23 protein-coding genes and 1 pseudogene are annotated in these 24,991 nt (G+C 71.7%); 11 read left to right on the plus strand and 13 right to left on the minus strand.

The annotated features are described in order from the left end of the window. The 3 genes from guaB to VE614_RS17440 form a co-directional block, all read right to left on the minus strand. On the minus strand, positions 1-1,272 hold a 1,272-nt coding region (gene guaB / locus VE614_RS17430; protein ID WP_324937489.1), incomplete at its 3' end, for an IMP dehydrogenase. A 152-nt stretch (positions 1,273-1,424) separates the two neighbouring features. Then, positions 1,425-2,012 (minus strand): sigma-70 family RNA polymerase sigma factor, encoded by a 588-nt coding sequence (locus tag VE614_RS17435; RefSeq protein ID WP_166001652.1) that lies wholly within the window; start codon positions 2,010-2,012, stop codon positions 1,425-1,427. A gap of 925 nt (positions 2,013-2,937) precedes the next feature. Continuing rightward, positions 2,938-3,549 carry a response regulator transcription factor gene (locus VE614_RS17440; RefSeq protein WP_003948568.1) on the minus strand — a complete coding sequence of 204 codons (612 nt, stop codon included), beginning with the start codon at positions 3,547-3,549 and terminating at the stop codon, positions 2,938-2,940. 380 nt (positions 3,550-3,929) lie between these two features. On the opposite strand from VE614_RS17440, the gene VE614_RS17445 reads away from it, so the two are divergent. Further along, the gene (locus VE614_RS17445; protein ID WP_324937495.1) at positions 3,930-4,259 is read left to right on the plus strand and encodes a WhiB family transcriptional regulator; all 330 of its coding nucleotides are present in this window, start codon (positions 3,930-3,932) and stop codon (positions 4,257-4,259) included. 124 nt (positions 4,260-4,383) lie between these two features. Here VE614_RS17445 and VE614_RS17450 read toward each other — a convergent pair whose 3' ends face one another. Continuing rightward, entirely contained in the window at positions 4,384-5,280 is an 897-nt protein-coding gene (locus tag VE614_RS17450; RefSeq protein WP_324937497.1) for a LysR family transcriptional regulator, read from the minus strand. Between the two features lie 108 nt (positions 5,281-5,388). Here VE614_RS17450 and VE614_RS17455 point away from each other — a divergent pair. The 3 genes and pseudogenes from VE614_RS17455 to VE614_RS17465 all read left to right on the plus strand — a co-directional run. Then, positions 5,389-5,930, plus strand: a pseudogene (locus VE614_RS17455) (MOSC domain-containing protein); the annotation flags it as partial. A 72-nt stretch (positions 5,931-6,002) separates the two neighbouring features. Next, the gene (locus VE614_RS17460) at positions 6,003-6,791 is read left to right on the plus strand and encodes an SDR family oxidoreductase (protein ID WP_324937499.1); all 789 of its coding nucleotides are present in this window, start codon (positions 6,003-6,005) and stop codon (positions 6,789-6,791) included. A 91-nt stretch (positions 6,792-6,882) separates the two neighbouring features. Further along, on the plus strand, positions 6,883-7,593 hold the full coding sequence (locus tag VE614_RS17465) for an ester cyclase (RefSeq protein ID WP_324937501.1): 711 nt from the start codon (positions 6,883-6,885) through the stop codon (positions 7,591-7,593). A 72-nt stretch (positions 7,594-7,665) separates the two neighbouring features. On the opposite strand, the gene groL is transcribed toward VE614_RS17465, so the two are convergent. From groL to VE614_RS17485, 4 genes are all read right to left on the minus strand, one after another. After that, on the minus strand, positions 7,666-9,294 hold the full coding sequence (gene groL, locus VE614_RS17470) for a chaperonin GroEL (RefSeq protein ID WP_324937503.1): 1,629 nt from the start codon (positions 9,292-9,294) through the stop codon (positions 7,666-7,668). A 124-nt stretch (positions 9,295-9,418) separates the two neighbouring features. Beyond that, a complete protein-coding gene (gene groES / locus VE614_RS17475; protein WP_014178834.1) occupies positions 9,419-9,727 on the minus strand; it encodes a co-chaperone GroES in 309 nt (102 codons plus the stop codon). 325 nt (positions 9,728-10,052) lie between these two features. Then, positions 10,053-10,847: a polysaccharide deacetylase family protein gene (locus VE614_RS17480; RefSeq protein ID WP_324937506.1), complete on the minus strand. Its 795-nt coding sequence runs from the start codon at positions 10,845-10,847 to the stop codon at positions 10,053-10,055. Then, positions 10,844-11,800: a polysaccharide deacetylase family protein gene (locus VE614_RS17485; protein WP_324937508.1), complete on the minus strand. Its 957-nt coding sequence runs from the start codon at positions 11,798-11,800 to the stop codon at positions 10,844-10,846. Before VE614_RS17485 ends, VE614_RS17480 begins: the two co-directional genes overlap by 4 nt. A 102-nt stretch (positions 11,801-11,902) precedes the next feature. On the opposite strand from VE614_RS17485, the gene VE614_RS17490 reads away from it, so the two are divergent. Together VE614_RS17490 and VE614_RS17495 are read left to right on the plus strand one after the other, a co-directional pair. Continuing rightward, positions 11,903-13,078 (plus strand): class I SAM-dependent methyltransferase, encoded by a 1,176-nt coding sequence (locus tag VE614_RS17490; protein ID WP_414719588.1) that lies wholly within the window; start codon positions 11,903-11,905, stop codon positions 13,076-13,078. 173 nt (positions 13,079-13,251) lie between these two features. Further along, complete coding sequence (locus tag VE614_RS17495) at positions 13,252-13,935, plus strand: TetR/AcrR family transcriptional regulator (RefSeq protein ID WP_414719586.1); 684 nt, start codon at positions 13,252-13,254, stop codon at positions 13,933-13,935. A 17-nt stretch (positions 13,936-13,952) separates the two neighbouring features. On the opposite strand, the gene VE614_RS17500 is transcribed toward VE614_RS17495, so the two are convergent. From VE614_RS17500 to VE614_RS17510, 3 genes are all read right to left on the minus strand, one after another. Beyond that, positions 13,953-14,996 (minus strand): LCP family protein, encoded by a 1,044-nt coding sequence (locus tag VE614_RS17500; protein WP_414719587.1) that lies wholly within the window; start codon positions 14,994-14,996, stop codon positions 13,953-13,955. A gap of 106 nt (positions 14,997-15,102) precedes the next feature. Further along, complete coding sequence (locus VE614_RS17505; protein ID WP_324937514.1) at positions 15,103-16,461, minus strand: endo-1,4-beta-xylanase; 1,359 nt, start codon at positions 16,459-16,461, stop codon at positions 15,103-15,105. A 126-nt stretch (positions 16,462-16,587) separates the two neighbouring features. Further along, positions 16,588-17,643 (minus strand): LacI family DNA-binding transcriptional regulator, encoded by a 1,056-nt coding sequence (locus VE614_RS17510; protein WP_324937516.1) that lies wholly within the window; start codon positions 17,641-17,643, stop codon positions 16,588-16,590. A gap of 128 nt (positions 17,644-17,771) precedes the next feature. Between VE614_RS17510 and VE614_RS17515 the strand changes: the two genes are divergently transcribed. From VE614_RS17515 to VE614_RS17530, 4 genes are read left to right on the plus strand one after another with little or no spacing between them, the layout of a single operon-like run. Continuing rightward, entirely contained in the window at positions 17,772-19,103 is a 1,332-nt protein-coding gene (locus VE614_RS17515) for an ABC transporter substrate-binding protein (RefSeq protein ID WP_324937518.1), read from the plus strand. Continuing rightward, positions 19,100-19,981 (plus strand): sugar ABC transporter permease, encoded by an 882-nt coding sequence (locus VE614_RS17520; protein WP_324937521.1) that lies wholly within the window; start codon positions 19,100-19,102, stop codon positions 19,979-19,981. The genes VE614_RS17515 and VE614_RS17520 overlap by 4 nt, the downstream gene beginning before the upstream one ends. A 4-nt stretch (positions 19,982-19,985) precedes the next feature. Continuing rightward, complete coding sequence (locus VE614_RS17525; protein ID WP_324937523.1) at positions 19,986-20,888, plus strand: carbohydrate ABC transporter permease; 903 nt, start codon at positions 19,986-19,988, stop codon at positions 20,886-20,888. Positions 20,889-20,926: 38 nt separating this feature from the next. After that, positions 20,927-23,239, plus strand: a complete 2,313-nt coding sequence (locus VE614_RS17530) for a glycoside hydrolase family 3 N-terminal domain-containing protein (RefSeq protein WP_324937525.1) — start codon at positions 20,927-20,929, stop codon at positions 23,237-23,239. Between the two features lie 4 nt (positions 23,240-23,243). Here VE614_RS17530 and VE614_RS17535 read toward each other — a convergent pair whose 3' ends face one another. Continuing rightward, positions 23,244-23,513: a hypothetical protein gene (locus VE614_RS17535; RefSeq protein ID WP_324937527.1), complete on the minus strand. Its 270-nt coding sequence runs from the start codon at positions 23,511-23,513 to the stop codon at positions 23,244-23,246. Then, positions 23,510-24,598 (minus strand): tRNA (adenosine(37)-N6)-threonylcarbamoyltransferase complex transferase subunit TsaD, encoded by a 1,089-nt coding sequence (gene tsaD, locus VE614_RS17540; RefSeq protein ID WP_324937529.1) that lies wholly within the window; start codon positions 24,596-24,598, stop codon positions 23,510-23,512. Before tsaD ends, VE614_RS17535 begins: the two co-directional genes overlap by 4 nt. A 110-nt stretch (positions 24,599-24,708) precedes the next feature. Between tsaD and VE614_RS17545 the strand changes: the two genes are divergently transcribed. Next, positions 24,709-24,991: aminotransferase class III-fold pyridoxal phosphate-dependent enzyme (locus tag VE614_RS17545; RefSeq protein ID WP_324937531.1), on the plus strand; the 283-nt coding region annotated here is incomplete at its 3' end.

Here is a 24,991-nt window from a genome sequence, read left to right on the forward strand (position 1 = left end):
CTTGTCGTCGGAGAGGACGTCGTCGGCGAAGTAGCGGTCGCGGCTGAAGGACTGGTTGCCGCGCTTCTGCATCGCGCCCAGCGAGCCCATGCCGCGGTAGGTCTTGTACTGCTTGCCGTTGACGAAGACCAGCTCGCCCGGCGCCTCCTCGACGCCGGCGAACAGGCCCCCGATCATCACCGTGTCGGCACCGGCCACCAGGGCCTTGGCGATGTCGCCGGAGTACTGCAGACCGCCGTCGGCGATCACCGGGACGCCGGCCGGTCGCGCGGCCAGTGCCGCCTCGTAGATGGCGGTGACCTGCGGGACGCCGACGCCGGCGACCACGCGGGTGGTGCAGATGGAGCCGGGGCCGACACCGACCTTGATGCCGTCCGCGCCGGCGTCGACCAGGGCCTGGGCGCCGTCCCGCGTGGCGACGTTGCCGCCGATGACGTCGACGCCGGAGGAGTTCGACTTGATCTTGGCGATCATGTCGCCGACCAGCCGGGAGTGGCCGTGCGCGGTGTCGACGACGATGAAGTCGACGCCCGCCTCGATCAGCGCCTGGGCGCGCTCGAACGCGTCACCGGCGACGCCGACCGCGGCACCCACGATGAGGCGGCCCTCGGCGTCCTTGGCGGCGTTCGGGTACTTCTCCGCCTTGACGAAGTCCTTGACCGTGATCAGGCCCTTGAGGACACCCGCGTCGTCGACCAGCGGCAGCTTCTCGATCTTGTGCTTGCGGAGCAGTTCGATCGCGTCCGCGCCGGAGATGCCGACCTTGCCGGTGACCAGCGGCATCGACGTCATGACCTCACGCACCCGGCGGGTGCGGTCCGTCTCGAAGGCCATGTCGCGGTTGGTGACGATGCCGAGCAGCTTCTTGTCGCCGTCGGTGACCGGGACACCGCTGATGCGGAACTTGGCGCACAGCGCGTCGGCCTCGGCGAGCGTGGCGTCCGGGTGGATGGTGATCGGGTCGGCCACCATGCCCGACTCGGAACGCTTGACCAGGTCGACCTGGTTGGCCTGGTCCTCGATGGACAGGTTGCGGTGCAGCACGCCGACACCGCCCTGGCGGGCCATCGCGATCGCCATGCGGGACTCGGTGACCTTGTCCATGGCGGCGGACAGCAGCGGGATGTTCACCCGCACGTTCTTGGAGACGTACGAGGCGGTGTCGATCTCGTCGGGTGCCATGTCCGACGGGCCCGGCAGCAGCAGCACGTCGTCGTAGGTCAGCCCGAGTGTCGCGAATTTTCCGGGCACTCCGTCGACGTTGGCAGTCATGACACCTTCCCCAAATGGCCTTGATCGGTGCGGATGTCCATGCTAACGGGATAAACGGCCGTCTCATTCCACGGTTCGGGGCGGCCATGAGCTTCGTATGTTCGTACGGACATACCGTCCGCCCCGTTCAGCGGGGGCCGGTACGGGGCTGCTTACTGCTCGGCCAGCGCGCGCAGCCTGCTCAGTGCGCGGTGCTGGGCCACCCGGACGGCGCCGGGTGACATTCCCAACATCTGGCCGGTCTCCTCGGCCGTGAGGCCCACCGCGATCCGCAGCAACAGCAGCTCGCGCTGGTTCTCCGGCAGGTTGGCCAGCAGCTTCTTGGCCCACTCGGCGTCGCTGCTGAGCAGCGCGCGCTCCTCGGGCCCCAGGGAGTCGTCGGGCCGCTCGGGCATCTCGTCGGAGGGCACCGCCGTCGAACCCGGGTGCCGCATCGCGGCCCGCTGGAGGTCGGCGACCTTGTGGGCGGCGATGGCGAAGACGAACGCCTCGAACGGGCGGCCGGTGTCCTTGTAGCGGGGCAGGGCGAGGAGGACGGCGACGCAGACCTCCTGCGCCAGGTCCTCCACGAAGTGCCGGGCGTCACCCGGCAGCCGCGACAGCCGGGTGCGGCAGTAGCGCAGCGCGAGCGGGTGGACATGGGCGAGCAGATCGTGCGTGGCCTGCTCGTCCCCGTCGACGGCGCGGTGCACGAGCGCGCCGATCGCCCCGGGGGCCGTGACCGCCTCGTCGTCGCGCATCGGTCCATCGTGCCCTGCGGCCGCGCCGTGCGCGGCACCGCGTCCGTTGTTGTGCACCGAAGCGTTATGAGCAGGTGCGCCGGAACTCATCCCCTGCGCCCTCCCCTTCCGCTCGACCGACTCGTCCCCGAGGAACTCCACACCTCAAGGATGCGGCATCCGCGCCGAAACGAGCAGCGGGCACCCGCCGGGCCGCCGCTCCGACGCGATGACCTGCGGCCACGGCGTCCCTCGGGAGCACTCCGGGATACGTGTCCCGGCCCCCGCCCGCTCACCGGCCGACCAGCCGGGGTGAGGGCGCGGGGACACGACGGCGAAGGGGTGCCGGGAGCCCTCGTACGGCCAGGGAAGCGCCCCGCGCGGTCACCCGGTTCGGGCCGCACCGCGCGTCCGGGGCCGGGACCGGAGCCCGGGGCGCCGTCCGTCGCGGGCGTCCGGGAGGGTCGCGTGCGGCGCCCGGTCCGGGCGACGGCGCGCCACATGGCGCTCCAGGGGTTGCGTGGATGCCGTCTCACCGCGGGAATCCGGCTCCGCGCGGGAACCCGGCTCGCCGCAGGGCCGGCGCAGGGGGATGCCACCATCGCGTCGACTCCCTCCTCCGCCCTCGCGGCTGGATGATCCCGCGCCGTACAGACCGCTTCACGACCGGTTGGCCCCGCATTGTGGAACCGCCCACGGGGCCGGTCGACCCCGCACCGTACGGAACACTCAGGCGGCCGGCCGACTCCGCGCCGCACGAACCGATCACGCGGCCGGCCGACCCCGCCCCGCGCGGACCGTCCGCACGATGGTCGGTCCCGTGCCGCGCGAAAGCGAATCGCGCGACCGGAGGACTCCGCACCGTACGAACCGGACACGCGCCCGGACGGCCCGGCGCCGCACAGGCCGATCACCCACCCGCGCCCGGGGCGGACGGCCGGGTGGTTCAGCGCACCAGGCCCCAGCGGAAGCCGAGCGCCACCGCGTGAGCCCGGTCCGAGGCACCGAGCTTCTTGAAGAGCCGGCGGGCGTGGGTCTTGACGGTGTCCTCGGAGAGGAACAGCTCGCGGCCGATCTCGGCGTTGGAGCGACCGTGGCTCATGCCCTCCAGAACCTGGATCTCACGCGCGGTGAGGGTGGGCGCGGCGCCCATCTCGGCGGAGCGCAGCCGCCGCGGGGCCAGCCGCCAGGTGGGGTCGGCGAGGGCCTGCGTCACCGTGGCCCGCAGCTCCGCGCGGGACGCGTCCTTGTGCAGATAGCCGCGGGCGCCGGCGGCGACCGCGAGGGCCACGCCGTCCAGGTCCTCGGCGACGGTGAGCATGATGATGCGCGCACCGGGGTCGGCGGACAGCAGCCGCCGCACGGTCTCGACGCCGCCCAGACCGGGCATGCGTACGTCCATCAGAATCAGGTCCGAGCGGTCGGCGCCCCAGCGGCGGAGGACTTCCTCGCCGTTGGCCGCCGTCGTCACACGCTCCACGCCGGGCACGGTCGCGACCGCGCGGCGAAGCGCCTCTCGGGCAAGCGGGGAGTCGTCGCAGACGAGGACGGAAGTCATGGTCGCCCTCCGCAGCTGATGCGCGTCACCTTGAGCCTCCAGGCTGGTACGAAATCGTCACCTGTGCGGTCGACCGTCTCGGACACCTGCCCGAGCGCTTGTGTTTTCAACCGCCTCCGCCCTCTCAACGACGGTCACTCGAAAGAGTTACGGGGCCGTGTGCCATCTTCGGCACTCTACGTGAGGGCTCGAACACGATGCAGACGCGCGCGGCGGACTCTCAAGTTTTCATCACAACCATGCCCCATTTAGCCCTATTTCTTCCCATGTGTTGGTGTCTGAGGCTAGATTCGCAATGAGTCATATTTTCATCTTCTTAGATCGTAGATGTACGGTCGTGGGCACCGTATCCGCTCAGAACGGCTACAAGGGGTCACGCAATGGCAGATTTCTCCCGCCTTCCCGGACCGAACGCGGACCTGTGGGACTGGCAGCTCCTCGCGGCCTGTCGCGGGGTGGACAGCTCGCTCTTCTTCCATCCGGAGGGCGAGCGCGGGGCGGCGCGGAGCGCTCGTGAGAACTCGGCCAAAGAGGTCTGCATGAGGTGCCCGGTCCGCGCGCAGTGCGCGGCCCACGCGCTGGCCGTGCGCGAACCGTACGGCGTGTGGGGCGGGTTGACCGAGGACGAGCGCGAAGAGCTGATGGGGCGGGCGCGTCACCGGCTGGTGTCGGCATCACCGGCGGGCGGAACCACCGCTTCGAACACCTGAAGGAACGTTTCTTCACGGAGATTCCCACAGATTTTCCGCACAGATCTTCCGCACAGATCATCCGCACACGACGGAGGGCGCGCGTGCGCGTGCCCTTGGCTCATGCCCCCAGCCGTTCAGCGCGTCAACGCGCCGCCGCCCGCCCCAGCTGGTCCAGCGTCGCCGCCACGGCCGGCACCTGCGCCAGATCGGGCAGCGTGAGCGCGACGACCTCCCGCCGCACCGCCGGTTCCAGCGTCACCGTCCGCGCCCCCTTGGGCCGCACCGACTCGATCGCCAGCTGGGGCAGGACGGCCACGCCCAGACCCGCGCCCACCAGGCCGACCACCGCCGGATAGTCGTCCGTGGCGAAGTCGATCCGCGGGGTGAAACCGGCGCTCTCGCACACCTCGACCAGCTGGCCGCGACAGCGCGGGCAGCCCGCGATCCAGGGCTCGTCGGCGAGTTCGGCGATGGGCACGGAGGCCGCGCCGGCCAGCCGGTGCCGATCGGGGACGAGCCCGACCAGCGGATCGGTCAGCAGCGGGCGTACGACGAGGTCGTCCCACTCCTCGGCGCCCGACGCCCCCTCGTACCGGAAGGCGAGCGCGATGTCGCAGTCCCCCTCGCGCAGCAGCTGCACGGACCGCGGCGGCTCGGCCTCCTCCAGGGAGACCCGGGTGCCGGGGTGCGCGGCCCGCAGCGCGGCGAGGGCGGTGGGGACGAGGGTGGAGCTGCCGCTCGGGAAGGACACCAGCCGCACCCGTCCGGCCCGCAGGCCCGCGATCGCGGCGACCTCCTCCTCGGCCGCGGTGAGCCCGGCGAGGATCCCGGCGGCGTGCCGCACCAGTGCCTCGCCCGCCTGCGTCAGGCGCATCTCCCGCCCGCTGCGCACCAGCAGCGGCGTGCCCACGGAGGTCTCCAGGGCCTTCATCTGCTGACTGACGGCGGGCTGGGTGCAGCCCAGCTCGCGGCCCGCCGCGGAGAAGGAACCGGTGGCGGCGACGGCGCGCAGCACGCGCAGATGACGAGCTTCGATCACACCGTCAGCATAAGTGATTCTTGGGTATGGCGACGAATAGTGCGCCGACCCTTTTGACTACGAGGGTCTGCCGCGCCGCCACGAGGCTTCTGCCGGCGAAGCCGGGCGCGGGTGGCGGCGCCGGGGCCTCGGGGAGCGGGGCCCTCGGGGAGCGGGGCGGGCGGGCTCGCCGGGGACGCGGTCTGCGACCTGCGCCGTCACGGCGTGACCGCCACGGTCTACGCCATGGCCCGCGAGGACCTCGACGACTGGGGGCGCGAGCCGGGCCGCCCGCCGGCGAACGGATCGTTCGGCGGGAACCCGCCCCCCTCGGGCCTCGGCATCTCCGGCGCCCGGATCGGCGAGCGCCGGCGGACCGGGCCGCGGGTGCTCCTGGAGGTCACGTCCGGACGGATTCCCCGTCTCACCTCCCAGGGCCATCCGGGTGAACGGGCTGCCCGGTGGAGATCGCTCACCGCCCCGGCCACGACATCACGGTCGCCCTTCCGTTCCGCGCGGTCACCACCGAGCGGGAGCCGCTGCCCCGGCTGCCGGAGGCGGGCGAGGCACTGCACCCGGAGGCACCGGCGACGGCACGTGCAAACAGGGAAAAATGTGGAACATCTATGACAGGTAGGGAGCAAACAGGGGACGAGCGCGGGACCAAGTAAGGCTGCGCGAACAGCTCCTGAACGGGCGTCACGGGAGCGGACGCGGTCCGTCCGGGTCACTACGCTTGCTGCATGACAACGGCTCTGATTACGGGATCGACCGCGGGAATCGGTGCCGCCTTCGCACGGCGGCTGGCGGCTGACGGACACGACCTCGTCCTGGTGGCGCGGGACACCAAGCGCCTTCGGGAGCAGGCGACCGAACTGCACGACCGGCACGGCATCGAGGCCGAGGTGCTGACGGCGGACCTGGCGGAGGACGACGGGATCGAGGCGGTGGCCGTCCGGCTCGCCGACCGCAAGAACCCCGTCGACCTGCTGGTCAACAACGCCGGCTTCGGCCACAAGGGCCGCTATCTCGACGTACCGATGGCCGACGAGCTGAAGATGCTCAAGGTGCACTGCGAGGCCGTGCTGCGGCTGACCTCCGCGGCGACCGAGGTGATGCGCGAACGCGGGCGCGGCGGCGTGGTCAACGTCGCCTCCGTCGCGGCGTTCCTCCCGCGCGGGACGTACGGCGCCTCCAAGGCGTGGGTCGTGCAGTTCACCCAGGGCGCCGCGAAGGACCTGGCGGGCAGCGGGGTCCGGCTGATGGCGCTCTGCCCCGGCTTCGTGCGGACCGAGTTCCACCAGCGGGCCGGGATGGGCACGGACAACATCCCCGACTGGATGTGGCTCGACGCGGACAAGCTGGTCGCGGCGGCCCTGGCGGACCTGGCCCGCGGGAAGTCCCTGTCCGTTCCCGACCCGCGCTACAAGGTGCTGCTGGGCGCGGCGAAGCTGGTGCCGCGCGGGATGCTCGGGGGGATCAGCTCGCGGGCGGGGCGGAAGTACGGTCCGGAGCACCGGACGCAGCGCTAGGGGTGTCCCGCCCCCTCTGGCAGCCACCGGCACCGGAGGAGGACAATGGTGCTGATTTCGAGACCGGACCCCGAGGGCCGGAGGCGGCACCATGACGTTCGTACAGCTCATCGACTGCAAAACCGCCCGGTTCGACGAGATGAACCGGCTGATGGACCAGTGGGTCGAGCAGACCAAGGGGAAACGGACGGCGACGCACAACGTGATCGGGAAGGACCGGTCGGACGCGTCGCACTTCATCGAGATCGTGGAGTTCCCCTCGTACGAAGAGGCGATGCGGAATTCCAATCTGCCGGAGACGGACCGGATCTTCCGGGAGATGGTCGCCCTCTGCGACGAGATGCCCACGTTCACCGACCTGGACGTGGTGCGGGACGAGCAGCTGTCCACCTCCACGGTGCGGCGGTTCTTCGAGCTGCTGGCCACGCCCGGCGGGGAGCCGCCGCCACTGGACGAGGTGATGTCGGAGCACTACCACGACCATGATCCGGCGGATGTGGAGGACGCGATCGGCATGGATCACGTCCGGCGCGGTATGCGGATGTGGCGGGACGGGTTCGACTTCGAGTTCAGCATCGAGGACCTGATCGCCGAGGGCGACCGGGTGTGCGCCCGGTGGTACTGGAAGGGCCGGCACAAGGGCGAGTTCCTGGGGATCCCGGCCACCGGGAGGGAGGTCTCGATGAGCGGGACGACGGTCTTCCGGTGCGGCGGGGACGGAAAGCTCGCCGAGGGCTGGTGGGAGTACGACCGGCTGGGGCTGATGGAGCAGCTGGGCGTCTTCGAGGAGATGGAGCGATAGGCGTGAGGCCCGCGAGGGGAAACGGGAAGGCCCGGCACCACCAGGTGCCGGGCCTTCCTGCGAAGCGGTGCGTCAGTGCGCGTGGCCGTGGCTGTGGCCGTGGCCCGCGGCCGGCTCCTCCTCTTCCTTCTTCTCGACGACCAGGGTCTCGGTCGTGAGGAGGAGGGAGGCGATGGAGGCGGCGTTCTCCAGGGCGGAGCGGGTGACCTTCACCGGGTCGATGACGCCGGCCTTGACCAGGTCGCCGTACTCGCCGGTGGCGGCGTTGAAGCCCTGGCCCTTGTCGAGCTCGGCGACCTTGGAGGTGATGACGTAACCCTCCAGGCCGGCGTTCTCGGCGATCCAGCGCAGCGGCTCGACGGCGGCCTTGCGGACCACGGAGACACCGGTGGCCTCGTCGCCGGTCTTGCCGAGGTTGCCCTCCAGCACCTTCACGGCGTGGACGAGCGCGGAGCCACCACCGGAGACGATGCCCTCCTCGACCGCGGCGCGGGTCGCGGAGATGGCGTCCTCCAGACGGTGCTTCTTCTCCTTCAGCTCCACCTCGGTGGCGGCGCCGACCTTGATCACGCACACGCCGCCGGCCAGCTTGGCGAGGCGCTCCTGGAGCTTCTCGCGGTCCCAGTCGGAGTCCGTGGCCTCGATCTCGGCCTTGATCTGGGCGACGCGGCCCTCGACGTCGGCCTTCTGGCCGGCGCCGTCGACGATCGTGGTGTCGTCCTTGGTGACGGTGACGCGGCGGGCGGAGCCGAGGACGTCCAGACCGACCTGGTCGAGCTTGAGGCCGACCTCCTCGGAGATGACCGTGGCGCCGGTGAGGACCGCCATGTCCTGGAGCATCGCCTTGCGGCGGTCGCCGAAGCCGGGGGCCTTCACGGCGGTGGCGTTGAAGGTGCCGCGGATCTTGTTCACGACGAGGGTGGAGAGGGCCTCGCCCTCCACGTCCTCGGCGATGATCAGCAGCGGCTTGGAGGCGTTCGACTGGATGATCTTCTCCAGCAACGGCAGGAGGTCCGCGATGGCGGAGATCTTGCCCTGGTGGATGAGGATGTACGGGTCGTCGAGAACGGCCTCCATGCGCTCCTGGTCCGTCACGAAGTACGGCGACAGGTAGCCCTTGTCGAAGGCCATGCCCTCGGTGAAGTCCAGCTCCAGACCGAAGGTGTTGGACTCCTCGACGGTGATGACACCGTCCTTGCCGACCTTGTCCATGGCCTCGGCGATCAGCTCGCCGACCTGCTGGTCCTGGGCGGACAGCGCGGCCACGGCGGCGATGTCGGACTTCTCGTCGATCGGGCGGGCGGTCGCCAGCAGCTCGTCGGAGACGGCCTTGACGGCGGCGTCGATGCCCTTCTTCAGGGCGGCCGGGGAGGCACCGGCGGCGACGTTCTTCAGACCCTCGCGGACCAGGGCCTGGGCCAGCACGGTGGCGGTGGTGGTGCCGTCACCCGCGATGTCGTTGGTCTTGGTCGCCACCTCCTTCACCAGCTGGGCGCCGAGGTTCTCGTACGGGTCCTCGATCTCGACCTCACGGGCGATGGTGACGCCGTCGTTGGTGATGGTGGGAGCGCCGAACTTCTTGTCGATGACGACGTTGCGGCCCTTGGGGCCGATCGTCACCTTGACCGTGTCGGCAAGCTTGTTGACGCCGCGCTCGAGGGCGCGACGGGCGTCCTCGTCGAACTTCAGGATCTTCGCCATGGCAGCGGGAGCCCTCTCGGAAAGTCAGGGGTAAAGAAACTGCGCCCCGGGCGCCCGGCTTCTTAGGGGTCGCGGGGGGCCAGGGGCGCAGCTGAAGCAAAGTGCCTCGGTGAAGCCGGTGGAACTACTTCTCGATGATCGCGAGGACGTCGCGGGCCGAGAGGACGAGGTACTCCTCGCCGTTGTACTTCACCTCGGTGCCGCCGTACTTGCTGTAGAGCACGACGTCGCCGACGGAGACGTCGAGCGGAAGACGGTTGCCGTCCTCGAAGCGGCCCGGGCCCACGGCCAGGACGACGCCCTCCTGGGGCTTCTCCTTGGCGGTGTCCGGAATGACCAGGCCAGAGGCCGTGGTCTGCTCGGCGTCCAGCGGCTGGACCACGATGCGGTCCTCGAGCGGCTTGATGGCAACCTTGGAGCTGGCGGTCGTCACGATCCGACCTCCCCCTTCGGAGATCTCACGGGGTTAACTGTCTGAGGTGGCGACCAGGTCGATCCGTCGTCGCGGGTGCCGGACCTGCCCGTCGCTTGTTTGGCACTCTCCAGGGGGGAGTGCCAGACCCGAGACTATGACCGCGATTAGCACTCGGTCAAGCGGAGTGCCAATTGCCGTGCGGCGCGTCAGCCGATCCGAGGTGAACGCCGGTTGTTCCGTGCCCGCGGCGTCGTGCGTGACCTCGCTGGGGGCTGCCGCCCCCGGGACCTCCCCGCTCCGGTCTGAACGGCCTCGCCCTCGGACGCCGGACGGGCGGAGGTCGTCAGAGGTAGTCGTCCAGCTTTCCGACCGTCAGGCCTTGCTCCTGGACGCGTCGCAGCAGGCGCACCGTTCGCTCCTTGAGGCTCGGCGTCAGGGTTTCCGTCGCCGGGACGGCGATGATGTCGCCGGGGTGGAGGCGGTGGGCCCCTTCGGTGAAGGTGAGGTCGGTGGTGGTCATGGTGGCGCGCCAGAGGACCACCGCACGGATGCCGCAGTCCGCCGCCGCTCGCAGTGTGGTGGTGTCGTAGGTGCCGTAGGGCGGGCGGAAGAGGTGGGGGCGGACGCCGAAGCGGGCGTGGAGTTTGTGCTGCTGGCCGCAGATCTCGGCGCGCTGGCCGGCGTAGGGCAGGCCGCGCAGGGCGGCGTGGTCGAGGGTGTGGTTCTGCAGGCCGGCGCCGACCGCGCGCAGGCGGGCGAAGTGGCCGTAGCCGGGGCCGGCGACGCTGTCGGTGAGGAACATGGTGACCGGCAGGCGCAGTTCGCGCACCAGGTCGACGAAGCGGGGGTCCTTCTCGGCGCCGTCGTCGTAGGTGAGGAAGACGACCTTGTCGCGGGTGGGGACGCGGTCCACGACCGGCGGGAGGGCCGTCGCGGGCGGGGCGGACCGGGCGGGTGGCCTCGGGGGCGGCGGCAGCGGGGCGGCCAGGCCCCAGCGCAGGTGCGGCGGCGCGGACGGGGCCGCGCGGTCGGCGGCGGAGCCCGGTGCGCCGTCCCGCGCCGCCGCACAGCCGCTCGCCAGGAGGAGCAGGAGGAGCAGGAGGAGCAGGGCCCGTCCGCCGGCCGCCCGCCCCCTCACAGGTAGTCCTCCAGGCGGGCCACGGCGTATCCCTCCGCGGTGACCTTGTCCAGGAACCGGCGGATCATGTCGGGCATGGTGCCCTTCCAGTGCTCCTTGCCGCGGAAGTGGCTGAGGACGATGTCACCGCGGCGGATGCGCCGGTCCCACTCGCGGTACTCCCACCGGTCGACGAAGACCTCCTCGTTCCACAGCGGCACATGGGTGATGCCGCAGGCCTTGGCGGCGCGCAGGGTGTCCCGGTCGTAGTTGCCGAAGGGCGGCCGGAAGAGCAGCGGGCGCTTGCCGTAGCGCTTCTCGATGACGTCCTGCATGCCGCAGATCTCGCGCTTCTGGCGGGCGTAGGACAGGGCGGGCAGGTAGGGGTGGTGGAGGGTGTGGTTGTTGAGCGGCGCTCCGCTGTCCTGCATGCGCTTGAAGTAGCCGTAGTCCTCCTTGACCAGGTAGTCGCTGAGGAAGGCGGTGTACGGGATCTTCAGCTCGCTCATCATCCGCAGGAACGCCGGGTCCTTCTCGGCGCCGTCGTCGATGGTGAGGAAGACGACCTTGTGCCGGGTGGGGACGGTGGTGAAGACCGGGGGGAGGTTCCGCTCCCGGTGGCCGTCGACCTCGAAGCCGTCCCGGGTCATGATCCGCGGCTTCTTCGCGGGTGGCGGCGGGGCGGTGAGCGGGACCGTGCGCAGGCCCCAGCGTCTGGCGGCGGCGACGCGGGCGGTGTGCTCGGCGCGCAGCCGGGAGGCGTAGGAGTCGAGCGCGTCGGCCGCCGACTTCCGCTGGGGCGGCTGCTGGCCGGCGGCGGGGCGGCTCTGCGCGCCGTCGTCGCCCAGGCCGCAGCCGGAGACGAGGGCCGCGACGGCGAGGACGGCGGCACCGGCGCGAAGGCGGGTGGTGTGTGCCGCGCGATGACGGGTGACATATGCCCCGCTTTTTTCATTTTGTACGACTAGTTGCATGGTGCCGGATCTTCCCAGCCGCCACCCCCGTTCCCGGGCCGACACCGCCGCCCGCGGCACACCATCCACCGACTGGCCGACAATGAGCCCGTGAACAACCCGGTGAACGAACTGAACGCCCTGCGCACCCCCGAGGGCGGCGCCCTCCTCGACGAGGTCCGCGGCACCGACCCCGCCCGGGAACTCGCCGTCGCCACCCGGCTGCGCCGCGAACACCCGGCCGGGCTGGTGTCGGCCGCCCTCGGACAGGCGCGGCTGCGGCAGCGGGCGGTGGCGAAGTTCGGGGCCGAGGACGCCGGGCGGATGTTCTTCACCCCCAACGGGGTCGAGCAGTCGACGCGGGCGAGCGTCGCCGCGTACCGGGCGCGGCGGATGCGGGAGCTGGGCGTCACCTCCGTGGCCGATCTGTGCTGCGGGATCGGCGGGGACGCCATCGCGCTGGCACGGGCCGGGATCCGGGTGCTCGCCGTCGACCGGGACCCGCTGACGGCGGCCGTGGCCCGGGCGAACGCCGAGGAACTGGGGCTCGCGGACCTGATCGAGGTGCGTGAGGCGGACGTCACCGAGGTCGACACGGGCGGCTGGGACGCCGTCTTCGTCGACCCCGCGCGGCGCGGCGGGCGGGGCCGCGTCTTCGACCCGGAGGCCTACTCGCCGCCGCTGTCCTGGGCCGTCGAGGCCGCCCGGCGGGCCCCGCACGCCGCCCTGAAGGTGGCGCCCGGCATCCCGCACGAGGCGGTGCCGGAGGCCGCCGAGGCCGAGTGGATCTCGGACGGCGGGGACGTGAAGGAGGCCGTGCTGTGGTTCGGCGCCGGCCCCGGGCCGGTGCGGGCCACCCTGCTGCCCGGCCCGCGCACCCTGACCGGACGCGGGCTGGCCGACCCGCCCGTACGGCCCGTCGGGCGGTTCCTGTACGAGCCGGACGGTGCCGTCATCCGCGCCCATCTGGTCGCCGAGGTGGCCGAGGAGGTCGGCGGCGGACTGCTCGACGCGACCATCGCGTACATCACCGCCGACGAGCCCCGGGAGACGCCGTACGCCACCGCCTACGAGATCACCGATCACCTGCCCTTCAACGTGAAGAAGCTGAAAGCGCTGCTGCGGGAGCGGAAGGTGGGCGTGCTGACCGTGAAGAAGCGGGGGTCGGCCGTCGAACCGGAGGAGCTGCGGCGGAAGGTGCTGCCCAAGCCGCACGGCACCGCCGCGGTGACCGTCTTCCTCACCCGGGTGGCGGGAGCGCCCGCCATGCTGCTCGGGCGGCCGGCCGCGCGGAGTTAGCCCGTCGGGGTGACTCCTCGACCCGGGTGGCCGCATCCTTACGGCGTTTCACCCGCGCGTCGCCCGGAAGGCATCCGGATCAGCACACGCGATCGATGTTCTGCGGTCTTCTTGCCGCCCCGCGTTCCCACAGACCGGACGCCCCCCGGGGGCCGCGGACCGAGCGCGGGACAATGGTGCCCGTGGCAACGACAGAGAGCTTGGGAGCGCGCCGACGACGCCGCCCGCGCCGGATCGAGGCCGGGCAGATCGTCGACGTGACGCGGCGCATCATCCTGGAGGAGGGCGTCGAGGCGGTCTCCATGCGGCGGATCGCCAAGGAGGTCGGCGCCACCCCGATGGCGCTCTACCACCACGTCCGCGACAAGGTCGAACTGCTCATGCTCACCCTGTCGGGCATGGCGGCGGCCGTCCCGCGCCCGGTCCTCCCCGACGATCCGCGCGAGCGCATCCTCGTCACCGCCGTGCACATGCACGATGTGCTGGCCGAGATGATCTGGGTCGTCGACATCCTCGCCCTCGGGGATCCCACCGACAAGGACGCGTGGTGGACGGCCGAGCAGATCATCGACTCGGCGATCGCCTGCGGGCTGAGCCCCGAGGACGCGGTGCACGCCTACCACACCCTCTGGTACGTCATCCACGGCTCCCTGGTCTTCCGGCGCGCCGACGCCCGGCGCGCCGCCGACCCCGACCGCGCGCCGCTCTTCCCCGACCTGATCACCGAGGAGGACGCGGCCGAACTGCCGCGCCTGGCCCAGCTGTCGGGCCGCTGGCACGAGGTGAAGGCCTGCTACGACATCCGGGAGCAGCTGGAACGCGTCCTGGACGGCCTTCTGAGCCGGCCCCGTTCCTGAGGGGATGTCTCGCCGCCTCACCGCAGCGACTCCCACAGCTCCCCCGCCTCCGGGTCCTTGGCCACCACTCGGTCGGGGTCGGCCGGGGCCGGGGTGACCGGCATCGTCAGGGTGGTGACCGCCTCCGGTGGCAGGCCGCGCAGGGTCCGGGCCAGGCCGGTCAGTTCGCCGAGCGAGTCGAGACCGGTGTCGGTGGTGAGGCTGCCGGTGACCGCGTCGGCGACCTCGTAGAGCCGCGCCGGGTCGGTGAGCAGGCCGATGTCCGAGATCCGCGCCAGCAGCGCCTTCACCAGGATCTGCTGGAGCTCTGTCCGGCCGAGGTCGCTGCCGTCGCCGACGCCGTGCCGGGTGCGGGCCAGGCCGAGTGCCTGCTCGCCGTCGAGGTGGTGCGTGCCGGCGTCCAGGAGCAGATGGCTCCGCTCGTCGTCGATGTCCTCCGCGGTGGTGACGGTGACCCCGCCGAGCGCGTCGACCAGCCGCGCGAACCCGGAGAAGTCGATCTCCACGTAGTGGTCCATCCGGACACCGGTCAGCGACTCCGCGGTCTTCACCGCGCACACCGGGCCGCCCGCCTCGTAGGCGCTGTTGAACATCGCGCCGTAGACCTCGGCCGACTCGCCGCCGGACTCCAGCGGGCAGGCCGGCCGGGTGACCAGGGTGTCGCGCGGGATGCTGACCACGGTCGCCGCGGTGCGCCCCGCGGCGAGGTGGACGACCATCGCGGTGTCGGACCGGGCGCTGCCGCCCTCGCCGCCGCCCAGTTCCCGGTTCTCGGCGCCGTCGCGGGAGTCGGAGCCGAGGACGAGGATGTTCAGCGCGCCGCCCGGCAGCGGGGAGGCGTCGGGCGGCGCGCTGCTCGTCGCCCTCGGGGGACGGTCGTCGCCGAGGGCGTGGTCGATGTCCACGCCGGTGATGTTGCCGCTGAGCTGCCAGTAGACCCAGCCGGCCGCACCGGCGCCCAGGGTCAGCAGTACGGCGAGGGTGAGGCAGGCGGTCTTCGGCCATCGTGACCGCCGGCCCACTGGTCCGCCCTCGTCCCCGTGCTCGTCATGTCCCGCCACAGGGAGGAACGTAAGTCCGAATTATGACGGGGAGGAACGCCGGATCGTCTTTTCTTGGGGAAATCTCAGATTCCGCGGCCGGACCTCATCCCGGGGTCACCCCACCTCATCCCAGGGTCACCGCCGGCACCGGGTTGCTCCCGCTCCACGTGCCGTTGAACCCGAACGTCACCGAACCGCCCGCCGGGACCGTCCCGTTGTAGGACAGGTTCGAGCAGCTCACCGCGGTGCCGGTCTGGGTGCAGTTCGCGTTCCAGGCCTGGCTGATCCGCTGGCCCGCGGCGAACGTCCAGTTCGCCTTCCAGGACGCCAGCGCGGCCCCCGCGCAGTCGATCCGCACCTGGCCGGTGAAGCCGTTGTTCCACTGGTTGACGACGCCGTACGTCGCCTTGCAGCCGTCGCCGGGGCCGGGCTGGCCGGTCCCGCCGAGTGACTCGGCGATGGCGTGGTACGCCGGTTTCGGCGCGAGGTTCTCGTCGTACGGCGTGGCCGCGCCGTAGCCGTCGAAGACGTCCGGGACCCAGGAGTCCGCGTCGTTGAAGCCCCAGACGGTGACGCCGGTGCAGCGGGTGACGGCGAGACAGGCGTTCATGACCGCCTTGTACTCGGCGGCCTGCTGGGCCAGCTTGGCCGAGGTCGCCGGGAGCTGCATGCGGATGTCCAGCTCGGTGATGGCCACGTCCACGCCGAGGTCGGCGAAGCGCTGGATGTTCTGCTGGAGGGTGGACGGCACCTGGCCGAGGACGAGGTGTGCCTGGAGGCCGACGCCGTCGATCGGGACGCCGCGCTGTTTCAGGGACTTGACCAGGTTGTAGAGGGCGGTGCTCTTCGCGTTGACGCCCTCGACGTTGTAGTCGTTGATGTACAGCTTGGCGGCGGGATCGGCGGCCCGGGCCCAGGTCAGGGCGTCGGCGATGTAGTCGGTGCCGAGGTTGGTGTACCAGAGGGACTGACGGTAGGTGCCGTCCTCGTTGAACGCCTCGTTGACGACGTCCCAGGCGGCGACCTTGCCCTGGTAGCGGGTCATCTCGGTGGAGATGTGGTTCTGGAGGATCGTGCGCAGCTCGGCCGGGGTGAAGGAGCCCTCGGCGAGCCAGCTCGGGTTCTGGCTGTGCCAGACCAGGGTGTGACCGCGGACCTGCTGGCCGTGGGCCTGGGCGAAGTCGACGATCCGGTCGGCCTCGGCCCAGGTGTAGGTGCCGCGGCTGGGCTCCACCGCCTCCCACTTCATGGCGTTCTCGGGGGTGAGCCAGTTGAACTCCCGCCCGGTGATCTCACCGCGGGTACCGGTGAGGTGGGAGCCGCCGGCCGCCGTGCCGATGACCTTGCCCTTGGCGTCGGCCAGCTCGCGCAGCGGCACGTCGGCGGCGTGCGCGGCGGGGGCGGCGGTGAGCAGGGCGCCGAGCGTCGCGGCGATGCCGGCGACCGCCGACACCAGGGAGAAGCCGGATCTCAGAGATCTCATGCGGGTGCCTCCGAAAGTTTCGGTCATATAACCGATTGGCTGCGGAGGAGTGTTGGGGCGGGAGAGGCGGGGCGTCAATAGGGCGACTTTCGGCCAGGCCGCACCGGACTCACGTACGGCCCCCGCTCACGCCCCCGCCGGCGCGGCCGTACTGCTCCGCACCACCAGACTCGTCGCCAGCTCCACCCGCGTCGCCGCCGGTGTGGTCTCGTCCCCGCGCGCCAGTTCCAGCACCAGCCGCGCCGCCGCCTCCGCCATCTCGGTCAGCGGCTGCCGCACGGTCGTCAGCGGGGGGCCCACCCACCGGGCGACGGGCAGATCGTCGAACCCGACGACGCTGAGGTCCTCCGGCACCCGCAGACCCAGTTCGCGCGCCGCCTCGTACAGCCCGAGCGCCTGGAGGTCGTTCCCGGCGAAGACGGCCGTGGGCCGGTCCGGCCGGCGGAGCAGTTCGAGGCCCAGCCGGTAGCCGGACTCGTGATGGAAGTCCCCGTTCTTGATCAGCGCGGGGTCCACCGGCACCCCGGCGGTCTCCAGCGCCGCCCGGTAGCCGTCGATCCGCGCCCGGCTGCACATCATCCGCGACGGCCCGCTGATCGCCCCGATGCGCCGGTGCCCCAGATCGACCAGATGCCGGGTGGCGGCGAGGCCGCCCTGCCAGTTGGTGGCACCGATGGACGGCACGTCGGATCCCGGGTCGCCGGCCGGGTCCATCACCACGAACGGAATGGACCGGCTGGTGAGCAGCGCCCGCTGTGACTCGTCGAGTTCGGACAGCACCAGGATCACGCCGTGCGGCCGGCGTGCGGCGACCTGGTCGGCCCAGGTCCGCCCGGGGGTGAGCCGCCCCGCGCTCTCGGACAGCACGACGCTCAGTCCGGCGTCCCGGGCCACGTTCTCCACGCCGCGGATGACCTCCAGGGCCCAGGCGCTCTCCAGTTCGTGGAAGACGAGGTCGATGAGCGGCGACCGGGTCGCCTCGGCGCGCCGGCGCCGGTATCCGTGGGCGCGCAGCAGCTCCTCCACACGGTTGCGGGTCGCCGGGGCGACGTCCGCGCGGCCGTTGAGGACCTTCGAAACAGTCGGGGCGGACACGCCTGCCTCGCGGGCGATCTCCGCGAGCGTCGCGGTCTGCGCGGACCGCCGTGCCGTCTGGGTTTGAGCGCGTTCCGGTGGAGTCATGCCCGCGATCGTATCTCCGCGCGACCTCTTGACGGACCCCACGCGGCGCCTTAGGTTCCCGGAACATTCGATGTTCATGCCGAAACATTCGCCCTTCCGGGCGTCCAGAAAGCCGAAAGGTTGCTGCCATGGGGTCCCACACGTCCACCGGCGGACGTTCGCTCAGCAGACGCTGGGTGCTCGGTGCCGGCGCCACCACCCTGCTCACCACCGGCCTGTCCGCCTGCGGCTCCTCCGGCGGCTCCGGCAGCGGCGGCGGCACCCTCACCGCCTTCGTCTACGGCGACGACGCGGTGAAGGTCCAGCAGGCGGCCGTGGACCGCTTCAACAAGTCGGCCGCCGCGAAGAAGGCGGGCGGCAAGGTCGAGCTGGAGCGGATCCCCGGATCCGACTACTCCCCCAAGCTCCGCACGGCCATGGGCTCGCCCAGCGCACCCGACGTGTTCTTCAACTGGGGCGGCGGCTCGATCAAGCCGTACGTCGAGGCGGACAAGCTGATCGACCTGACCGACATCATCGAGAGCGACGAGGTCCTGAAGAAGGGCTTCCTGCCCTCGGTGCTCGCGGCCGGCGACCTCAAGGGCCGCCACTACGGCGTCCCGATGCGCGGCATGCAGCCGGTGATCCTCTTCTACAACAAGTCCGTGTTCGCCGAGCACAAGCTGACCCCGCCCGCCACCTGGGACCAGCTCCTCGACATCAACGCCAAGCTGAAGAAGGCCGGCATCACCCCGTTCGCGCTCGGCGGCTCCGACATCTGGCCGGAACTGATGTGGCTGGAGTACCTGGTCGACCGGATCGGCGGCCCGGAGGTCTTCCGGCGCGTCCAGGACGGCGACGCCGAGGGCTGGGGCGACCCGGCGGTGCTGAAGGCGGCCGAGATGGTGCGGGACCTGGTCGACGACGGCGCGTTCGGCTCGAAGTTCACCTCGGTGTCGTACGTCAACGGCGGCGCCCCCGCCGTCTTCGCGAAGGGGAAGGCGGCGATGCACCTGATGGGCTCCTGGGAGTACTCCACGCAGCTCGGCAAGTTCCCCGACTTCGCCAAGAAGGACCTGGGCTGGGCCCCCTTCCCGAAGATCGAGGGCGGCACGGGCGACGCCCGCAACGTGGTCGGCAACCCCACCAACTACTGGTCGGTCAACGCCCGCACCCGCAACAAGGACGCGGCGATCGCCTTCCTCAAGGAGTGCGCGTCCCGCGAGTACGCCAAGGACCTGGTGGCCAACGGCGACGTCCCGACGACGTCGAACGCGGCCCTGCTGCTCGGCGAGGCGCCGAACCCCGAGTACGCCCGCTTCCAGTACCAGATGGTCGAGGAGGCGCCCGCCTTCACCCTCTCCTGGGACCAGGCGCTCGGCGACGAGCTGGGCACCAAGATGCACACCGAGATCGGCAAGCTGTTCGCGGGCAAGTCGTCGCCGAGCCGGTTCGTGGCCGCCTGCAAGGGGCTGAAGTGACCGCCGGGACCACCACGGTCACGCGCAGGGCCCGGGCGGGCCGTCCGCACGCCGCCTGGGCCCTGCCCGGCGTCCTGTTCTTCGCGTTCTTCGCCGTCGTCCCGATGGCGCTGGCCTTCTACCTGTCCTTCACCGCGTGGGACGGCCTGGGCGACCCCCGGCCGGTCGGCCTCGACAACTGGCGGAAGCTGATCGACGACCCGAGGATCACCCAGTCCCTTTGGCTGACGGTCCTGCTGACGGTCTGCTCCTGGCTCTTCCAGACGGTCGTCTCGCTGCTGCTCGGCGTCTGGGCGGCGGGCGAGCAGCGCAACCGGGCGGTCCTCTCGGCGATCTTCTTCCTGCCGCTGCTGCTGTCCTCCACCGCCGTCGCGGTGCTCTTCTACGCCCTGCTGGACCCGAACTTCGGCATCCTCCAGAAGGACACCCTCGGCTCGTCCAGCGGGGCGTTCCTCGCGATCGTGTTCGTCGGCGGCTGGCAGTTCATGCCGCTGCACACGCTGATCTACCAGGGCGGCGCCCGTCAGATCCCGGCGGTGCTCTACCAGGCGGCGGCCATCGACGGCGCCGGCCGCTACCGCCAGTTCTTCTCCATCACGCTGCCGCAGCTGCGGCACACGATCACGACGTCCAGCGTGCTGATCGTGGTCGGTTCGCTGACGTACTTCGAGACGGTTCTCATCCTCACCAAGGGCGGCCCGGGCACGGACACGGCGATCCTGCCGTACCTGATGTACGAGGCGGGCTTCAAGTCGTACGACTTCGGCTACGCCAGCGCCATCGCCTCGTTCCTGGTCCTGGCGGCCACCGGTCTGTCCCTGCTGCTGGTCCGGCTGACCGGCTTCGGCTCCATGCGCAGCACCCGCGAAGGGATGTGACGAAGTGTCACACGATACGTTGCCGCGTCCCGCGGGCCTCCGCGAGCCCGCCGGGCCGCCGCCGACGGCGCCCCGCCGCCGACGGCACTGGACCAGGCGCGCCAACCCGGTCGCGGGCCTCGGCTCCCTGATCTGGCTGGTGGTCGTCCTCGTCCCGGTCTACGCGATGCTCTCCGCCTCGCTGACCCGCCAGGACCAGTCCCTCACCGGCAACCCCCTCAAGCCCCCGTCCGACCCCACCTTCGAGAACTACGGCACCGTCCTCGACAGCGGCTTCGGTCATCTGCTCGCCAACACGGCGATCGCCGCGGTGGCCGTCGTCGGCCTCGTCCTGGTGCTCGCCCTCCCGCTCGCCTACGTGGCGGTGCGCACCGGCAACCGCTGGTCCGGTGCCGCGTTCCGGCTCTTCCTGCTGGGCGTGGCGATCCCCGCGCAGGCGGTCGTCGTCCCGCTGTACCTGCTGATCGCAAAGCTCGGCCTCTACGACACCCTGCCCGCCGTGATCCTGCCGACGGCGGCCTTCGCGATGCCGGTGTCGGTGCTCATCCTCACCGGCACCCTCCGGGACATCTCGGAGGAGCTGTACGAGGCGATGGCCCTGGACGGCGCCTCCCCGCTGCGCATGCTGTTCCAGCTGGTGATCCCGCTCGCCAAGGGCGGCATCAGCACGGTGGTGATCTACTCCGCGCTCCAGGCCTGGAACGGCTTCCTCTTCCCGCTGATCTTCACCCAGTCGGACGGCCCCCGGGTCCTCACCCTCGGACTCTTCAACTACGTCAGCCAGTTCGGGGTCAACGTCCCCGCGCTGCTCGCCTCGGTCGTCCTCTCCGGCATCCCGATCTTCGCCGTCTACCTGGTGGCCCGGCGCGCCCTCGTCAGCGGCCTGATGGGAGTGGGCGGCAAGTGACACCGGCCTCCGACCCCTCCGTTACCGACAGGAGTTTCATGACCAGCCCCTGGCGTGACCGCGCCCTGCCCACCGCCGCCCGGGTCGAGGACCTGCTCTCGCGGATGACCCTGGAAGAGAAGGCGGCCCAGCTGTACGGGGTGTGGGTGGGCGCAGCCACGGACGGCGCCGGTGTCGCCCCGCACCAGCACGACATGACCGTCGAGCACTCCGGCGAGGAATGGGACGAGCTGATCACCCGCGGCCTCGGCCAGCTCACCCGTCCCTTCGGCACCGCCCCCGTCGACCCGGCAACCGGTGCCCGCTCGCTGGCCAGCGCGCAGCGCCGGATCGCCGCGGCGGGCCGGTTCGGCATCCCGGCGATGGCGCACGAGGAGTGCCTGGCCGGCTTCACCGCGTGGGGCGCGACGGCGTATCCGGTGCCGCTGGCCTGGGGCGCCTCCTTCGACCCGGCGCTGGTGGAGGAGATGGCCCGGCGCATCGGCCACGACCTGCGCTCGGTCGGCGTCCACCAGGGCCTCGCCCCGGTCCTGGACGTCGTACGGGATCTGCGCTGGGGCCGGGTCGAGGAGACCATCGGCGAGGACCCGTATCTCGTGGGCACGGTCGGCGCGGCCTATGTGCGCGGCCTGGAGTCGGCCGGGATCGTGGCCACGCTGAAGCACTTCGCCGGGTACGCCTCCTCGGCGGGTGCCCGCAACCTGGCCCCCGTGCGGGCGGGGGTGCGGGAGTTCGCGGACGTCACCCTGCCGCCGTTCGAGCACGCGCTGCGCGAGGGCGGGGCCCGCTCGGTGATGGCCGCCTACACCGAGACCGACGGCGTGCCCGCCTCCGCCGACCCCGGTCTGCTCACCGGCCTGCTGCGCGAGGAGTGGGGCTTCGACGGCACCGTGGTGGCCGACTACTTCGCCGTCGGCTTCCTGAAGACCCTGCACCGCGTCGCCGGTACCGACGCCGAGGCGGCCCACGCGGCGCTGGCGGCCGGCATCGACGTCGAACTGCCCACCGTGAAGTGCTACGGCGAGCCGCTGCTGGAGGCGGTGCGGGCGGGCGAGGTCCCCGAGGAACTGATCGACCGGGCCGTCAGACGGGTCCTCACCCAGAAGTGCGACCTGGGCCTGCTCGACGAGGACTGGACGCCCGAGCCCACCGGCCCGATCGACCTGGACTCGGCGGGAAACCGCGCCCTGGCGCGCCGCCTCGCGGAGGAGTCGGTGGTGCTGCTGGCCAATCCGGACGGCCTGCTGCCGCTGTCCCCGGACACCCGGATCGCGGTCGTCGGCCCGCGCGCCGCCGACCCGCTGGCCATGCTGGGCTGCTACTCCTTCCCCTCCCACGTGGGCGTCCAGCACCCCGGGGTCCCCATGGGCATCGAGATCCCCACCCTGCTGGAGGCGCTGCGCGGCGAACTCCCCGACGCCAAGGTCACCTACACCGAGGGCTGCGACACCTCCGGCCCGGACCGCTCCGGCTTCGAGGAGGCGGTGGCCCGCGCCGCCGAGGCCGATGTGTGCGTGGCCGTGCTCGGCGACCGGGCGGGCCTGTTCGGGCGGGGCACGTCCGGGGAGGGCTGCGACGCGCTGGACCTCCAGCTCCCCGGCGTGCAGGGCGAGCTGCTGGACGCCCTGGTGGCGACCGGCGTCCCCGTGGTCCTGGTCCTGCTGACCGGCCGCCCCTACGCGCTCGGCCGCTGGGACGGACGGCTCGGCGCGGTCGTACAGGCGTTCTTCCCCGGCGAAGAGGGCGGCCCGGCGGTGGCGGGCGTGCTGTCGGGCCGGGTGAACCCGTCCGGCCGGCTCCCGGTGAGCGTGCCCCGCGCCCCCGGCGGCCAGCCGTGGACGTACCTCCAGCCGCCGCTGGGCCTGGCGGGCGAGGTCAGCAACCTGGACCCGACCCCGCTGTACCCGTTCGGCCACGGCCGCTCGTACACCACGTTCGACTGGGAGGACATCGGCGGCGGCACCCCGGAGTTCGGCACCGACGGCTCCTACGACCTGTCCGTCACCGTCCGCAACACCGGCGACCGCGCGGGCGCCGAGATCGTCCAGCTGTATCTGCACGACCCGGTCGCCCGCGTCACCCGCCCGGACGTCCGCCTGGTCGGCTACCAGCGGGTGTCCCTGGAGCCCGGCGAGGCGGCCCGGGTGAGCTTCCGATTCCCTGCCGCCCTGTCGTCCTTCACCGACCGCACCGGCCGCCGGGTGGTCGAGCCGGGCGCGCTCCAGCTCCGCCTGGCCGCCTCCAGCACGGACGTACGGCACACCGCGGAGCTGACGCTCACCGGGCCGGAACGGGTCCTGGGCCCGGACCGGCCGCTGCGCTGCGAGACGGAGGTACGGCCGCTGGGCTGACGCCTCAGTCCCCGGCGGCGGTGGCGTCCACCGACTCGAACCGCCACCGGTGCACCGCGCGGGTCACCGCGTCACCCGCCGGTTCCGGCAGTTCGGGGAGGTCGGCGTCGTACGCGGCGTCCCACCAGGTGACGACGAGCACCCGGTCCTGCGGCGCGCGGAAGGTCTCCCGGCGCAGCGGGGCCGGGCTCAGCTCCTGGGCGCGGGCCCACTCCAGCAGCTCCTCACCCTTCCCGGGGACCGCCCGCGCCTCCCACATCAACGCGACCGTCACGAGTACAGGTTCTCCTTGCTGACCTCGTGCACGTGGTCGTGACCGTGGTGGTGCCCGGGGACGTGCGGGTCGGTCACCGGCAGGGAGGAGTCGGCGGACAGGTCCCAGCTGGAGGCGGCCCGGTTGCGGGCGACCATCTCCGCGCCGAGGGCGGCCACCATGGCGCCGTTGTCGGTGCACAGCTTGGGGCGCGGCACGCGCAGCCGGATACCGGCCTTCTCGCAGCGCTCCTGGGCCAGGGCCCGCAGCCGGGAGTTGGCCGCGACCCCGCCGCCGATCATCAGGTGGTCGACGCCCTCGTCCTTGCAGGCGCGTACCGCCTTGCGGGTGAGCACGTCCACGACCGCCTCCTGGAAGGAGGCCGCCACGTCCCGCACCGGCACCTCCTCGCCCGCCGCCCGCCTGGCCTCGATCCAGCGGGCCACGGCCGTCTTCAGACCGGAGAAGGAGAAGTCGTACGCCGGGTCGCGCGGGCCGGTGAGACCGCGCGGGAAGGCGATCGCCTCGGGGTCGCCCTCGCGGGCGTACCGGTCGATGACGGGGCCGCCGGGGAAGCCCAGGTTCAGCACCCGGGCGATCTTGTCGAAGGCCTCGCCGGCCGCGTCGTCGATGGTCGCGCCCATCGGGCGGACGTCGGAGGTGATGTCGGAGGACAGCAGCAGCGAGGAGTGCCCGCCGGAGACCAGCAGCGCCATCGTCGGCTCGGGCAGCGGGCCGTGCTCCAGCTGGTCGACGCAGATGTGCGAGGCGAGATGGTTGACGCCGTAGAGCGGCTTGCCGAGCGCGTAGGCGTACGCCTTGGCCGCCGACACGCCGACCAGGAGGGCGCCCGCGAGGCCGGGCCCGGCGGTGACGGCGATGCCGTCGAGGTCCTTGGCGCTGACCCCGGCCTCCTTCAGCGCGCGGTCGATGGTGGGCACCATCGCCTCCAGGTGGGCGCGGGAGGCGACCTCGGGCACGACACCGCCGAAGCGGGCGTGCTCGTCGACGCTGGAGGCGACGGCGTCGGCGAGCAGGGTGGTGCCGCGGACGATGCCGACGCCGGTCTCGTCGCAGGAGGACTCGATGCCCAGCACGACCGCCATGCCAGGACACGTTACGGGGGACCTGACGTGTGCCGGAACGCGCGTGGAGCAGGTAGGCTCGCCACAGATTGTCCGACAATCTCCCCGCACACCGAAGGAGGCGAGCTCCCATGACCGCACACGTGACCGAGAAGTCCGGCCCGGCGCTGGTCGCGCTGGCAGCGGCGCGCACCGCGCACAACTACTCCCCGCTGCCGGTCGTGGTGGAGCACGCCGAGGGTGCGTGGATGACCGACGTCGACGGCCGCCGCTACCTCGACCTGCTCGCGGGCTACTCGGCGCTCAACTTCGGGCACGGGCACCCGGCTCTGCTGCAGGCGGCGCACGAGCAGCTAGACCGGCTCACGCTGACCAGCCGCGCCTTCCTCCACGACCAGTTCGGCGCCTTCTGCG

Origin of the sequence: Streptomyces sp. (assembly GCF_035645055.1) — a bacterium.
Lineage (GTDB): Bacteria > Actinomycetota > Actinomycetes > Streptomycetales > Streptomycetaceae > Streptomyces.

Excerpts from the sequence above, each read along its gene's own strand:
- VE614_RS17515 (WP_324937518.1), top strand. The coding sequence starts at position 17,772 with ATGGGGTCCCACACGTCCACCGGCGGACGTTCGCTCAGCAGACGCTGG.
- VE614_RS17530 (WP_324937525.1), top strand. The coding sequence starts at position 20,927 with ATGACCAGCCCCTGGCGTGACCGCGCCCTGCCCACCGCCGCCCGGGTC.
- VE614_RS17445 (WP_324937495.1), top strand. The coding sequence starts at position 3,930 with ATGGCAGATTTCTCCCGCCTTCCCGGACCGAACGCGGACCTGTGGGAC.
- tsaD (WP_324937529.1), bottom strand. The coding sequence starts at position 24,598 with ATGGCGGTCGTGCTGGGCATCGAGTCCTCCTGCGACGAGACCGGCGTC.
- VE614_RS17505 (WP_324937514.1), bottom strand. The coding sequence starts at position 16,461 with ATGAGATCTCTGAGATCCGGCTTCTCCCTGGTGTCGGCGGTCGCCGGC.
- VE614_RS17440 (WP_003948568.1), bottom strand. The coding sequence starts at position 3,549 with ATGACTTCCGTCCTCGTCTGCGACGACTCCCCGCTTGCCCGAGAGGCG.
- VE614_RS17460 (WP_324937499.1), top strand. The coding sequence starts at position 6,003 with ATGACAACGGCTCTGATTACGGGATCGACCGCGGGAATCGGTGCCGCC.
- VE614_RS17465 (WP_324937501.1), top strand. The coding sequence starts at position 6,883 with ATGACGTTCGTACAGCTCATCGACTGCAAAACCGCCCGGTTCGACGAG.
- VE614_RS17485 (WP_324937508.1), bottom strand. The coding sequence starts at position 11,800 with ATGCAACTAGTCGTACAAAATGAAAAAAGCGGGGCATATGTCACCCGT.
- VE614_RS17435 (WP_166001652.1), bottom strand. The coding sequence starts at position 2,012 with ATGCGCGACGACGAGGCGGTCACGGCCCCCGGGGCGATCGGCGCGCTC.
- VE614_RS17510 (WP_324937516.1), bottom strand. The coding sequence starts at position 17,643 with ATGACTCCACCGGAACGCGCTCAAACCCAGACGGCACGGCGGTCCGCG.
- groL (WP_324937503.1), bottom strand. The coding sequence starts at position 9,294 with ATGGCGAAGATCCTGAAGTTCGACGAGGACGCCCGTCGCGCCCTCGAG.
- VE614_RS17495 (WP_414719586.1), top strand. The coding sequence starts at position 13,252 with ATGGTGCCCGTGGCAACGACAGAGAGCTTGGGAGCGCGCCGACGACGC.